The organism is Amycolatopsis anabasis, from assembly GCF_009765355.1.
In the GTDB taxonomy this organism is placed as follows: Bacteria; Actinomycetota; Actinomycetes; order Mycobacteriales; family Pseudonocardiaceae; genus Amycolatopsis; species Amycolatopsis anabasis.
Genome location: NZ_VTHK01000048.1, coordinates 35,617 through 48,351 on the forward strand (window position 1 = coordinate 35,617; position 12,735 = coordinate 48,351).

A 12,735-nucleotide genomic window follows, 5' to 3' on the forward strand; every position below is an offset into this window, starting at 1 on the left:
CCGCCGAGGTTAGTCGGGGGCGGTGAACGTGGGCACGATCCGGTCGAACAGAGCGTTGCGGCCCACGTCGGACTGCTCGGTCGGGACCGTCACGCTGATCGCCCACAGGCTGCTGCCGCCGTTGCAGAACGCCTGGGCGAACGTGGTCCGGCTCAGCGAGGGCGCCGACGGGCCGCGGCCGTTCGCCCGCTCCACGGTGGTGTAGGTGAGCGCGATGCCCACCTTGTTGGTCAGCCGGGTCGCCTCGCTCGATTCGAAATCGCCGCGCGGCCAGCCCACCTCCAGCGATTGGCGGTACTCGTCGAGGCTGTCCTCGGAGCAGGAGCCGGCGAACCGTTCGACGTTGAGCACCTGCTTGCCGTCCACCGAGACGAACTGGACCAGCGAGCTCGGCGGCATGCCGGGCCGGGCCTGCTGGGTGACGAACTGGACCCAGTTCTCCGGGACCTGGATGGAGAACAGCCCGCCCTTGACGCCCTTGTAGTTGGTCGCGTCGCCGCTGCGCGTGGCCAGCGGTTTCAGCGGCGGCGCGGTCGGGGCGGGTGCTTTCTCCGCCTCCGGCGGCAGAATCGGCTGGCCGCCGAGCGACCGGGCGGCCACGAATCCCCCGGCCGAGGCGGCCAGGAAGAGCAGGATCGCCACCACGGTCAGGGTGGCGGTCACCAGCGCGCTCCGCGGTTTCGGCGGCGCGGGCGTGGCGGGCGGCGGCCCGGCGGGCGCGGGCTGGAACGGCAGCGGGCCCGGATCGGCGGCGAGCGCCGGGGCCGCGGGGGCGGCTTCGGGGGCCGGGCCAGGCGGTTCGTCCCGTGCCGGGGAGGTGATGAACGCGGTGTCGGCGGCGGCGTTCTGCGCCTGGAACAGCTCCGGGCCGAAGAGCGCGTGCGGCGCCTTCACCAGCAGCGGCCGCAACCGCTGGCGGAACTCGCGCAGCGTGATCCGGTCGCCCGGTTCCTTGGCCATCAACCGTTCGATCAGCGGCGCGAGCGGGCCGGGGCTCGGCTTGGGGACCGCACCGTGCACGACCTTGCCCATGGTTTCCAGCGGGTCGCCGTCGGCGTCGTAGGGCGGATGGCCCTCGACCGCGGCGAACACCGTCGCGCCCAGCCCCCACAGATCCGCGGCCGGGCTGACCGCGCCGCCGGAGGCGACCTCGGGCGCGATGTAGGCGGGGGAGCCGAGCGTCATCCCGGTCTTGGTCATCGTCGCTTCGGAGACGTTCCGCGCGATGCCGAAGTCGGTGAGCTTGATCCGGCCGTCCGGGGCGACCAGCACGTTCCCCGGTTTGACGTCCCGGTGGGTGATCCCGGCGGCGTGCGCGGCCTCGAGGGCGGCGGCCACCGCGTCGCCGACCGCGGCCGCCTGCTCCACGCCGAGCTTCCCGTGCCGGCGCAGCAGTTCGGCCAGGCTGTGCGAGGGCAGCAGCTCCATCACCACGAACGGCTCGCCGTTCTCCCGGGCCACGTCGTGCAGGATGATCACGTTCGGATGGGAGAGGACCGCGATCGCCCGGGCCTCGCGCAGCGTCCGTTCGCGGAGTTCGTCGGCCTGGGTGGCGGGCACGCCGTGCGGCAGCCGGACCTCCTTGACCGCCACCGGGCGCTGCAGGAAGTCGTCGTAGGCCGACCACACGGTGCCCATCGAGCCGGAGCCCAGCACCGAACGCAGCCGGTAACGCCCGGCTACGACGCGTGTGTGCTGCTCCTCGTTTCCGGTGGACACCCGCCCATTGTGTCGGATCGCCTCCGTCCCCCGGTCGGTGCCGGGTCTTGTGAACCGCGATTAGCCTCACACCTGAAGGTCCAGCCGGTGCCCCTACCATGAACAGTTATGACAAAGGTGGCCGGGACGACGCCGTCCTCACCCGCGGAACCGGTCGTCCCCTCGGAGCCGGAGCAGCTCACGCTGGCCGGCGAGTTCGACGCGGCCGACCGCGCGCAGTGGTCCGAACTGGTCGCCGGGGTACTCCGGAAGAGTGGTGCGCTCCGGGAGGGCTTCGAGGGCGCCCCGGAGAGCCTGCTGACCACCCGGACCTACGACGGCATCGAGATCCAACCGCTCTACACCGCCGAGGATCCCGCCCCCGCGGCCGGTTTCCCCGGCCTGCCGCCGTTCGTGCGCGGCGCGAAGCCGGAGGGCGCGGTGCGCACCGGCTGGGACGTGCGCGCGCAGCACGCCCATCCCGATCCGGCGGTCACCAACAAGGCCGTGCTCGCCGACCTCGAGGGCGGGGTGACCTCGGTGTGGCTGCGCCTCGGCGGCCCCGCGCTGCCGGTCGGCGCGCTGGCCGCCGCGCTGAACGAGGTCTACCTCGAACTGGCCCCGGTCGCCCTGGACCCGGGCGAGGAGTACCCGGCCGCGGCCGACGCGCTCACCGAACTGTTCGCCGAACGGGATATCCCGGCCAGCGAGGCCGCCGGAAGCGTCGGCGCGGACCCGATCGGCCTGCGCGCCCGCACCGGCCGCCCGCACGACATCGCGCCCGCCGCCGAGCTGGCCGCCCGGCTTTCCGGGAAGTACCCGCAGCTGCGGACGCTGGTCGCGGACGGGCTGCCGTTCCACGAGGCGGGCGGCTCGGACGCTCAGGAACTCGGCGCGGCGATCGCGGCCGGGGTCGCCTACCTGCGGGCGCTCACCGCCGCGGGCCTCGGCGTCGACGCGGCCACCGCGCAGCTGGAGTTCCGGCTCGCCGCCACCGCCGACCAGTTCCTCACCATCGCCAAGTTCCGCGCCGCGCGGCGCCTGTGGGCGCGGGTCACCGAGGTGTCCGGCGCGAGCGTCGCCGCGCGCGGCATGCGCCAGCACGCGGTGACCTCCTCGGCCATGCTGACCCGCCGCGACCCGTGGGTGAACCTGCTGCGCGGGACGGTCGCCTGCTTCGGCGCCGGGATCGGCGGCGCCGACGCGATCACCGTGCAGCCCTTCGACGGCGCGATCGGCCTGCCGGACGCGTTCTCCCGCCGGATCGCCCGCAACACCCAGGTGATCCTGCTGGAGGAGTCCAAACTGGCCGGGGTGATCGACCCGGCGGGCGGCTCCTGGTACGTGGAGAAGCTGACCGACGAACTGGCCCGGGCCGCCTGGCGCGAGTTCACCGAGATCGAGCGCGCCGGGGGCATCGAGTCCGCTTTGGACTCCGGCCTGCTCGCCGAGCGGCTGGACGCGGTGTGGCAGGCGCGGTCGAAGCGGCTGGCCACCCGCAAGGACGCCATCACCGGGGTCAGCGAGTTCCCCCTGCTGGACGAGAAAACCGTCCGCCGCGAACCCTTGCCCTCCACTGTGGACGGTGGCGGGCTGCCCCGGATCCGGTACGCGCAGGCCTACGAGGCGCTGCGGGACCGCGCGGACGCGCACCTCGCCGAACACGGCGAGCGGCCGCGCGTCTTCCTGGCCACGCTCGGCCCGGTCGCCGCGCACACCGCGCGGGCCACGTTCGCGGCGAACCTGTTCCAGGCGGGCGGGATCGAACCGGTCAACCCCGGGGCCGTCGACGACGTGGTGGCCGCGTTCCGGGAAAGCGGCTGCACGGTCGCCTGCATTTGCGGCACCGACAAGGCTTACGCGGAACGGGCGGCCGAGGTGGCGACGGCGTTGCGGGAGGCGGGTGCGAGCGCGGTCCTGCTCGCCGGGAAGCCGACCGAGGACTACCCGGACGTCACCGGGTTCGTGCACGCCGGCTGCGATGCGCTCGCCGTACTGACCAGCACACTGGAAACGCTGGGAGTCAAGTAAATGAGCATCCCGAACTTCGCCGACGTCGACCTCGGCGCCCCCGAGCCCGCGGACTCCTCCGCCTGGGCCGAGGCGCTGCACGCGAGCACCGGCAAGGGCGCCGACGCGCTGGTCTGGGAGACGCCCGAGGGAATCGGCGTCAAACCGGTCTACACCGCGGACGATCTGTCCGATGTGGACTTCCTGAACACCTACCCGGGGATCGCGCCCTACCTGCGCGGGCCGTACCCCACGATGTACGTGAACCAGCCGTGGACCGTGCGCCAGTACGCCGGATTCTCCACCGCCGAGGAGTCCAACGCCTTCTACCGGCGCAACCTCGCCGCCGGGCAGAAGGGCCTCTCGGTCGCGTTCGACCTGGCCACCCACCGCGGCTACGACTCCGACCACCCGCGCGTGGCCGGGGACGTCGGCATGGCGGGCGTGGCGATCGACTCGATCTACGACATGCGCCAGCTCTTCGACGGCATCCCGCTGGACAAGATGAGCGTGTCGATGACCATGAACGGCGCGGTGCTGCCGGTGATGGCGCTCTACGTCGTGGCGGCCGAAGAACAAGGTGTCCAGCCGGAACAGCTCGCCGGGACCATCCAGAACGACATCCTCAAGGAGTTCATGGTCCGCAACACCTACATCTACCCGCCGCAGCCGTCGATGCGGATCATCTCCGACATCTTCGCGTTCACCTCGCAGCGGATGCCGCGGTTCAACTCGATCTCCATCTCCGGCTACCACATGCAGGAAGCCGGGGCGACCGCCGACCTCGAGCTGGCCTACACCCTCGCCGACGGCGTCGAGTACATCCGCGCCGGGCTCGACGGTGGCCTGGACATCGACAAGTTCGCGCCGCGCCTGTCGTTCTTCTGGGCGATCGGGATGAACTTCTTCATGGAGGTCGCGAAGATGCGCGCGGCCCGGCTGCTGTGGGCCAAACTGGTCAAGCAGTTCGAGCCGAAATCGACGAAATCGCTGTCGCTGCGCACGCACTGCCAGACCTCGGGCTGGTCGCTCACCGCGCAGGACGTCTACAACAACGTGGTCCGGACCTGCGTCGAGGCGATGGCCGCGACCCAGGGCCACACCCAGTCGCTGCACACCAACGCCCTGGACGAGGCGCTCGCGCTGCCCACCGACTTCTCCGCCCGGATCGCCCGCAACACCCAGCTGATGCTGCAGCAGGAATCCGGCACCACGCGGGTGATCGACCCGTGGGGTGGCAGCGCGTTCGTCGAGCGGCTCACCTACGACCTGGCGCGCAAGGCGTGGGCGCACATCACCGAGGTCGAATCGGCGGGCGGTATGGCGCGCGCGATCGACGCGGGGATCCCGAAGCTGCGCATCGAGGAGGCCGCCGCGCGCACCCAGGCGCGGATCGACTCCGGGCGGCAGCCGGTGATCGGGGTGAACAAGTACCAGGTCACCGAGGACGAAGAGATCGACGTGCTCAAGGTGGACAACGCCGGGGTCCGCGCGCAGCAGCTGGAGAAACTGCGGCGGTTGCGGTCCGAACGCGACGAGGAGGCCACCCAGGACGCGTTGCGCCGGTTGACCGCGGGCGCGCAGGGCCACGGCAACCTGCTCGCGCTGGCCGTCGACGCGGCGCGGGCCAAGGCGACCGTGGGCGAGATCTCCGACGCGCTGGAACGGATCTGGGGCCGCCATTCCGGCCAGATTCGTACCATTTCCGGCGTGTACCGCGACGAGGTCGGGAAGTCCCAGAACGTGGAGTCCGCACGCGAGAAGGTCGAAGAATTCGCCGAGGCCGAAGGGCGGCGGCCGCGCATCCTGGTCGCCAAGATGGGGCAGGACGGGCACGACCGCGGGCAGAAGGTGATCGCGACCGCGTTCGCGGACATCGGGTTCGACGTCGACGTGGGCCCGCTGTTCTCCACCCCCGCCGAGGTCGCCCGGCAGGCGGTCGAGGCGGACGTGCACGTGGTCGGCGTGTCCTCGCTCGCGGCGGGGCACCTGTCCCTGGTCCCCGCGTTGCGGGCCGAACTCGCCGAACTGGACCGGTCCGACATCATGGTGGTGGTCGGCGGGGTGATCCCGCCGCAGGACTACGACGAGCTGCGCAGGGCGGGCGCGGCGGCCATCTTCGGCCCGGGCACGGTCATCGCGGACGCGGCGATCGATCTGCTGGAGCAGCTCGAGAAGCGGGAATCCTGAACCGCCCATGGCCCGGCCAGTCGACGTAGCCGCCTACGCCAAAGGCGTGCTCGCGGGGGACCGGGGCGTCCTGTCCCGGGCGATCACCCTGGTCGAGTCCCAGCGGGCGGACCACCGCGCGCAGGCGCAGGAACTGCTCGTCGAGCTGCTGCCGCATTCCGGCGGCGCGCGGCGGGTCGGCATCACCGGCGTGCCCGGAGTCGGCAAGTCGACATTCATCGACCAGCTCGGCACCGATCTGACCGAGGCCGGGCACCGGGTGGCCGTGCTCGCCGTCGACCCGTCCTCGACCCGCACCGGCGGCAGCATCCTGGGCGACAAGACCCGGATGGCCCGGCTCGCCGTGGATCCGGCGGCGTTCATCCGGCCCTCGCCGACGTCCGGCACACTCGGCGGCGTCGCGCGCGCGACCCGGGAGACGATCGTGCTGATGGAGGCGGCCGGGTACGACGTCGTCCTCGTCGAGACCGTCGGCGTCGGGCAGTCCGAGGTGACCGTGGCGAACATGGTCGACTGCTTCCTGTTCCTGACCCTGGCCCGCACCGGCGATCAGTTGCAGGGCATCAAGAAGGGCGTCCTCGAGCTCGCCGACGTGATCGCGGTGAACAAGGCCGACGGGGACCACGAGAAGGAGGCGCGCCGGGCCGCGCGCGAGCTGTCCGGGGCGTTGCGGATGATCTACGGCGTGGACGCGGCCTGGACGCCGCCGGTGCTCACCTGCAGCGCGCTGCACGACATCGGCATGGACACCGTGTGGCAGCAGATCGAACGGCACCGGGAGACGTTGTCCGCCTCCGGCGAGCTCACCGGGAAACGGCGGCGTCAGCAGGTTGACTGGATGTGGTCGATGGTGCGCGAGCAGTTACTCGGCCGCCTTTCCGCGCATTCTTTAGTGCGCTCCTTGGTACCTGAGGTGGAAAACGCAGTGCGGGACGGCGAGTTGACGGCCACACTGGGGGCAGAGCGCATTCTGGACGCGTTCCAGGGGGATAACGACACACCGTCCCATGGATGACTTCTCCAGGTTCAGCGGGCAGACTGTGCCCCTGCGCGTGGAGGGAGGCGATCGCGATGACGAGAGCACGTGCACTGTTCCTGGCCCTGCTGGCAAGTGCGCTGGTGTCGTTCGCGGCGCCGGTCGCGGTGGCCGAACCGGTGTCCACTTCGGTCGTGGTCGCGGTCGCCGGGCCGGTCGCCCGGCAACAGCAAGCGCCGGAACCGGGGCCGAAGATCGACCCGGCGGACAACCAGCGGGCGAACAGCGAGAAGGTCAAGAACAAGGTCATCGTGGGGGTGGCGGCCGTCGTGCTGCTGCTGATCGTGCTCTGGGGGCGCAAGGTGCGCGGGAAGAACCAGAAGAAAGCCGATGCACAAGCGAAAGGTAAGTAGCGGGGGATTTACAGCCAGGCCGAACTTGGCCTAGCCGTTCAACGCAGATCCACTACCGGCCGTCTCGGATAGAGCTGATCTTGAGGCCGGTTGCGGTCTGCATGGTGCAGGATTGCCGCAAATGCGTAAGACAATCATCACCCAACGAACGGCATGCTGCGCTGACGGCGTTGCCGCCCCCGTTGCGGACGGAGGTGCGGCATGACTGTGCTGGACTCGCGGCCGGAGACGCCCGGCGACCGAGAGGGCCACCGTGCCCCGATCGAGGACTCTGACGCGCTGATCACCGAGCGGGGCGTCAGCATGGCTCCTGTGCAGGATGTCGGGGCCGGACGCGGTCCGTTCTGGCTGGATCAGTGGCTCAAGGCCAACGCCGCGGACGTCGTCGCCTGGCGCCGCCACATCCACGCCAACCCGGAACTCTCCCGCCGGGAGTACGCGACCACCGAACTCGTCGCCGGTGTGCTGCGTTCGGCGGGCCTCAAACCTTCCGTGCTGCCCTGCGGCACGGGCCTGATCTGCGACATCGGCACCGGGCCGACCTGCGTCGCGCTGCGCGCCGACATGGACGCGCTGCCGCTCACCGAGGCGACCGGGCTGCCGTTCTCGTCCACGGTCGACGGCGTCGCGCACGCCTGCGGGCACGACGCGCACACCGCGATCCTGCTCGGCACGGCGCTGGCGCTGGCCGCCGCGCCCGAACTGCCCGGCCGGATCCGGCTGATCTTCCAGCCCGCCGAGGAGGTCATGCCCGGCGGCGCGCTGGACGCCATCAACGCGGGCGCGCTGGAGGGCGTCGAGCGGATCTTCGGGCTGCACTGCGACCCGCGGGTGGCCGTCGGCCGGGTGGGCACCCGGGTCGGCCCGGTGACCTCGGCGGCGGACCTGATCGAGCTGCGGCTGACCTCGCCGGGCGGGCACACCTCGCGGCCGCACCTGACCGCCGACCTGGTGCACGCGCTGGGCACGGTGATCACGTCGTTGCCGGCGGTGCTGTCGCGGCGGGTCGACCCGCGGTCGGGGACCGTGCTGGTGTGGGGCGCCGTGCACGCCGGCGAGGCGCCGAACGCGGTGCCGCAGGACGGCGTGCTGCGGGGGACCCTGCGGACCGCCGACCACGAGGTGTGGACCGCCCTGGAACCGCTGGTGGCCGCGTCGGTGGAGTCGCTGCTCGCGCCGACGGGTGTCGGGTTCTCGCTGGACTACCGGCGCGGCGTGCCGCCCGTGGTGAGCGAACCGGACAGCACGGCCCTGCTGCGCGCCGGCGTCGAGGCGGCCCTGGGCGACGACGCGCTCGCCGGGACCGAACAGTCCTCCGGCGGCGAAGACTTCGGCTGGTACCTGGAACACGTCCCGGGCGCCTTCGCCCGCCTCGGCGTGTGGTCCGGCGAAGGCCCGACCCGCGACCTGCACCAGGGAACCTTCGAACTCGACGAACGCGCCCTCCTCGCCGGCGTCCGAGTCATGACCCACACCGCCCTAACCTCCCTCGCCTAACCCGCGAGTCCCCCGTTCGTGCAAGCGAGTCGCACACTCAGGCACGCGAACTACACGTTCAGGTAACCGAGTTACACACATAGGTCACCCGATCCGTGGAGAACCCTTCACCAGGCGAAATACCTTCCCGGTCCCCAAGCTGTCCACAGGGGTAGCCGGTTATCCACAGATCCTGAATGTGTGTCCCATGCGGCTCCGGCGTGCGCCATGTTGGGGGCATGAAGTCACTACCGGAAGGTCTGCACGGGGCCTACTCCCGGGCAGACCTCGTGTTAACCATTGGAGCCAACGCGCTGCGCGCGGTCGTGCGGCACGGCCGGCTGGAGTCGTTCGGGCGAGGAGTGCTGATCGACCCACGCCGGTCCGGAGAGTTCCGTACTCGTGCGGCGGCGGGACTGCTGCTCGCCGGACCGCACGCCGCCCTGACCGGGCACAGCGCGCTCGCGTTGCACGGCTGTTCCGCGGCCGAGACCGCGCCCATCCACATCCTGCTGCCGTATGACCGCAGGATCCGGTCCCGCCCTGAGCTGACGGTTCACTACGGGGAGTTCGCCGAGCGGGATGTGCTGAAGCTGGCTGGGCTCCGGGTGGTGCGTCCGGACTTCGCATTGGCCGAAGTCCTCTGCCGGGGCGCCAGGCGCGCGGGATTGGCTTGCGCCGATCAGCTACTCGGCCTGTTGCCGGAGCGTGCTCGCCCGGAGTTTCGGGCCAGGACCGAGGGGCGAATCGCCGCGCGAACGGACCCGCGAGGTTGCCAGCAGGCGCTCGCGCTGCTCGACCTGGCGACCGGGCTTCCGGAATCGCCGCCGGAAAGCTGGACCCTGCTGGCCCTGGTCGATGCCGGGCTGCCCGTCCCCGTGCCCCAGTTCAGCATCACCAACCTGGCGGATGAGGAGATCTATCGCCTCGATTTGGCCTGGCCGGAGTTGCGGATCGCCATCGAATACGACGGTTACGAGGCTCATGAGGGGCGCCAGGAGCGTGACGAGGCCCGCGATGCCGACCTGCGGCGCCGGGGCTGGATCGTGATCCGGGTCGGCGCGCGTGATCTCAAGGATCCATGCCGGATGATCGCGGCGGTCGAGGCGGCCTTTCGGGCGCGGGGCATGGCCGCGTGACCGAAAGGCATGCACCGAATGTGGAATTCGCGTGCCCGAGTGTGCAACTCGCGTGCGCGAACGTTGAACTCGCTTGCCTGAGTGTGTAACTCGCGGGTCAGGGGCCGATGCCTTGGCAGGGGCGGGTGCGGAGGGCGTCGACGTAGTCGGCGGGGGCGCCGGCGGCTTCGGCGGCGTCGGCGAGGACGCCCAGGTAGCGCGCGGAGGGGAGGCCGCCTTCGTAGGCGTCGAGGACGTAGAGCCAGGCCAGGACCGAACCGTCCATGGTCTGCACGCGGAGGCGGATCTTGTTGTGGATTCCCAGCTCGCCGCCTTCCCAGCGGTCGAGGCCACCTTCGTCGAGCGGGGTGACGTCGTAGAGGACCACGAAGACCCGCGAGCCCGGATCCTCGACGATCGTGGCGAGCGCGCCTTCCCAGCCGAGATCCTCGCCACCGAAGGTCAACCGCCAGCCTTCCAGCCAGCCGGTACCTGCCATGGGCGAGTGTGGCGCCCGCTCCATCATCTGAGCGGGCTCCATGTTGGACCCGTACGCGGCATACAACGGCACGGGCACAGCCTAGCGACCCATCGATCACCCTATTGGAGGCACAAGGCGTGTCGGAGGGCATGCGGCCACTCAAAAGGACGAAAGCTCCCCCGCGTACGGTTGTCGGCAGCGGGATCAAGCAAGGAGGAGGAACCCAGGTGACCAGGATCGTGATCATGGGCGGCGGCCCGGCGGGTTACGAAGCGGCACTGGTCGCCGCGCAACACGGCGCCGACGTGACGGTGGTCGAGCGCGACGGGCTCGGCGGCGCCTGCGTCCTCTACGACTGCGTGCCCTCGAAGACCTTCATCGCCTCCTCCGGCGCCCGCGCCGGGATGCACGGCCTCGGCGAGCTCGGCATCGCGACCGACCTGGCCGACACCAGCATCGACCTGCGCACCGTCCACGGCCGGGTCAAGGGCCTCGCGCTCGCCCAGTCCGCCGACATCCGCGCCCGCGTCCAGCGCGAAGGCGTCCGGGTGGTCACCGGCGTCGCCCGGTTCTGCGACGAGGAACCCGGCCTCGCCACGCACAAGGTCTCGGTGACCCAGCCCTCCGGCGAACACGAGGTGCTCGACGCCGACGTCGTGCTGATCGCCACCGGCGCCACCCCGCGGGTCCTGCCCGGCGCGGTGCCCGACGGCGACCGCATCCTCGACTGGCGCCAGCTCTACGACCTGCCCGAACTGCCCGAGCACCTCGCGGTCATCGGTTCCGGCGTCACCGGCGCCGAGTTCGCCTCCGCCTACACCGAAATGGGCGTCAAGGTCACCGTGGTGTCCAGCCGCGACCGGGTACTGCCGCACGAGGACGCCGACGCTGCCGCCGTGCTCGAGGAGGTCTTCTCCCAGCGCGGCACCACCGTCGCCAAGCACGCCCGCGCCGACCGGGTCGAACGCACCGAGAAGGGCGTCGCGGTGCACCTGACCGACGGCCGGGTGATCGAGGCCAGCCACGCCCTGATGACCGTCGGCTCGGTCCCGAACACCACCGACATCGGCCTGGACCGGGTCGGCATCGAACCCGGCCCGGGCGGGTTCATCACCGTCGACCGGGTGTCGCGCACCAGCGTCTCCGGCATCTACGCGGCGGGCGACTGCACCGGGGTGCTGATGCTCGCCTCGGTCGCCAGCATGCAGGGCCGCATCGCGATGTGGCACGCGCTCGGCGAGGGCGTCGCCCCGATCAAGCTGAAGACCGTCGCGGCGAACGTGTTCACCCATCCGGAGATCGCCACGGTCGGCATCAGCCAGCAGGCGATCGACTCCGGCGAGGTGCCCGCCCGCACGATCATGCTGCCGCTGGCGACCAACGCCCGCGCGAAGATGGAGGGCCTGCGGCGCGGTTTCGTGAAGCTGTTCTGCCGCCCCGCCACCGGGGTGGTCGTCGGCGGGGTGGTCGTCGCGCCCACCGCGAGCGAACTGATCCTGCCGATCGCGCTGGCCGTGCAGAACCAGCTCACCGTGGAACACCTGGCGCTGACGTTCTCGGTCTACCCGTCGCTGTCCGGCTCGATCACCGAGGCGGGCCGCCAGCTCATGCGCCACGACGACCTGGACTGACCGAACGACCTTTTCGAGGCAACGCTTTTCGCTCGCGCAGCCCTTACCCTGACTGGTGGGAACGGCGCCGGCCGTCGGCGCCTGGCGGGAGTGAGGACCAGGCCGATGCCCGCACGAGAGGCACCGCGCGACCGCCGGGGGCCCTGGCTCCTGGCGGCCGTGGCCTTGGCGTGCGTGCTCACCGGATGCGGTGACGCGGCCGCCCCCGCGGCATCGGGTTCCGCGGTACCGGTGCCGGTGGACCGGCCCGTGACCCAGCCGATGCCGCGTGCGGAGCCCGCCGCGATCGACATCCCGAAGATCGGCGCGCGTTCGACGCTGGCTCCGCTCGGCCTCAACCCGGACCACACGGTCGAGGTGCCGCCGGTGACCCAGCCGATGCAGGCCGGTTGGTACACCTACGGCCCGGCGCCGGGCGAGGTCGGACCCGCGGTGATCCTCGGCCATGTCGACGGCAACAAGCAGCAGGGAATCTTCTACCGGTTGAAGGAGCTGGCGCCCGGCGACCGGGTCGCGGTGTCCAGAAAGGACGGTTCGACGGCGAACTTCGTGGTGCGGCAGGTGGACCAGGTGGACAAGAACCAGTTCCCGACCGACGCGGTGTACGGCGACACCGCGGGGCCGGAGCTGCGGCTGATCACCTGTGGCGGGAGCTTCGACCGGGCCGCGCACAGCTATCGGGACAACATCATCGTCTACGCCTCGCTCGAATGACGCGGGCAACCGGCGCCGTTCGTGGCGC

At 71.2% G+C, this 12,735-nt stretch carries 10 protein-coding genes; 8 read left to right on the plus strand and 2 right to left on the minus strand.

Annotation, left to right across the window (positions count from 1 at the left end):
* Window positions 1-9 precede the first annotated feature (9 nt).
* A complete protein-coding gene (locus FXO23_RS39425; protein WP_158892011.1) occupies window positions 10-1,719 on the minus strand; it encodes a serine/threonine-protein kinase in 1,710 nt (569 codons plus the stop codon).
* A 108-nt stretch (window positions 1,720-1,827) separates the two neighbouring features.
* Between FXO23_RS39425 and FXO23_RS39430 the strand changes: the two genes are divergently transcribed.
* The 6 genes from FXO23_RS39430 (at window position 1,828) to FXO23_RS39455 (ending at window position 9,902) form a co-directional block, all read left to right on the plus strand.
* Entirely contained in the window at window positions 1,828-3,729 is a 1,902-nt protein-coding gene (locus FXO23_RS39430) for a methylmalonyl-CoA mutase family protein (RefSeq protein ID WP_158892012.1), read from the plus strand.
* On the plus strand, window positions 3,730-5,898 hold the full coding sequence (gene scpA / locus FXO23_RS39435) for a methylmalonyl-CoA mutase (protein WP_158892013.1): 2,169 nt from the start codon (window positions 3,730-3,732) through the stop codon (window positions 5,896-5,898).
* A 7-nt stretch (window positions 5,899-5,905) separates the two neighbouring features.
* Window positions 5,906-6,913 carry a methylmalonyl Co-A mutase-associated GTPase MeaB gene (gene meaB, locus FXO23_RS39440; protein WP_158892014.1) on the plus strand — a complete coding sequence of 336 codons (1,008 nt, stop codon included), beginning with the start codon at window positions 5,906-5,908 and terminating at the stop codon, window positions 6,911-6,913.
* A 56-nt stretch (window positions 6,914-6,969) separates the two neighbouring features.
* Entirely contained in the window at window positions 6,970-7,287 is a 318-nt protein-coding gene (locus FXO23_RS39445; RefSeq protein WP_158892015.1) for a hypothetical protein, read from the plus strand.
* 201 nt (window positions 7,288-7,488) lie between these two features.
* Entirely contained in the window at window positions 7,489-8,784 is a 1,296-nt protein-coding gene (locus FXO23_RS39450; RefSeq protein WP_158892016.1) for an amidohydrolase, read from the plus strand.
* A gap of 218 nt (window positions 8,785-9,002) precedes the next feature.
* On the plus strand, window positions 9,003-9,902 hold the full coding sequence (locus FXO23_RS39455; RefSeq protein WP_246258293.1) for a DUF559 domain-containing protein: 900 nt from the start codon (window positions 9,003-9,005) through the stop codon (window positions 9,900-9,902).
* 97 nt (window positions 9,903-9,999) lie between these two features.
* Here the strand turns inward: FXO23_RS39455 and FXO23_RS39460 are convergent, their stop codons facing one another.
* Window positions 10,000-10,452, minus strand: a complete 453-nt coding sequence (locus tag FXO23_RS39460) for a gamma-glutamylcyclotransferase family protein (protein WP_179957007.1) — start codon at window positions 10,450-10,452, stop codon at window positions 10,000-10,002.
* Between the two features lie 137 nt (window positions 10,453-10,589).
* On the opposite strand from FXO23_RS39460, the gene FXO23_RS39465 reads away from it, so the two are divergent.
* Together FXO23_RS39465 and FXO23_RS39470 are read left to right on the plus strand one after the other, a co-directional pair.
* Window positions 10,590-11,993 carry an NAD(P)H-quinone dehydrogenase gene (locus FXO23_RS39465; RefSeq protein ID WP_158892017.1) on the plus strand — a complete coding sequence of 468 codons (1,404 nt, stop codon included), beginning with the start codon at window positions 10,590-10,592 and terminating at the stop codon, window positions 11,991-11,993.
* Between the two features lie 105 nt (window positions 11,994-12,098).
* The gene (locus tag FXO23_RS39470; protein ID WP_158892018.1) at window positions 12,099-12,707 is read left to right on the plus strand and encodes a class F sortase; all 609 of its coding nucleotides are present in this window, start codon (window positions 12,099-12,101) and stop codon (window positions 12,705-12,707) included.
* Window positions 12,708-12,735 lie beyond the last annotated feature (28 nt).

Excerpts from the sequence above, each read along its gene's own strand:
- FXO23_RS39430 (WP_158892012.1), top strand. The coding sequence starts at position 1,828 with ATGACAAAGGTGGCCGGGACGACGCCGTCCTCACCCGCGGAACCGGTC.
- scpA (WP_158892013.1), top strand. The coding sequence starts at position 3,730 with ATGAGCATCCCGAACTTCGCCGACGTCGACCTCGGCGCCCCCGAGCCC.
- meaB (WP_158892014.1), top strand. The coding sequence starts at position 5,906 with ATGGCCCGGCCAGTCGACGTAGCCGCCTACGCCAAAGGCGTGCTCGCG.
- FXO23_RS39445 (WP_158892015.1), top strand. The coding sequence starts at position 6,970 with ATGACGAGAGCACGTGCACTGTTCCTGGCCCTGCTGGCAAGTGCGCTG.
- FXO23_RS39450 (WP_158892016.1), top strand. The coding sequence starts at position 7,489 with ATGACTGTGCTGGACTCGCGGCCGGAGACGCCCGGCGACCGAGAGGGC.
- FXO23_RS39455 (WP_246258293.1), top strand. The coding sequence starts at position 9,003 with ATGAAGTCACTACCGGAAGGTCTGCACGGGGCCTACTCCCGGGCAGAC.
- FXO23_RS39470 (WP_158892018.1), top strand. The coding sequence starts at position 12,099 with ATGCCCGCACGAGAGGCACCGCGCGACCGCCGGGGGCCCTGGCTCCTG.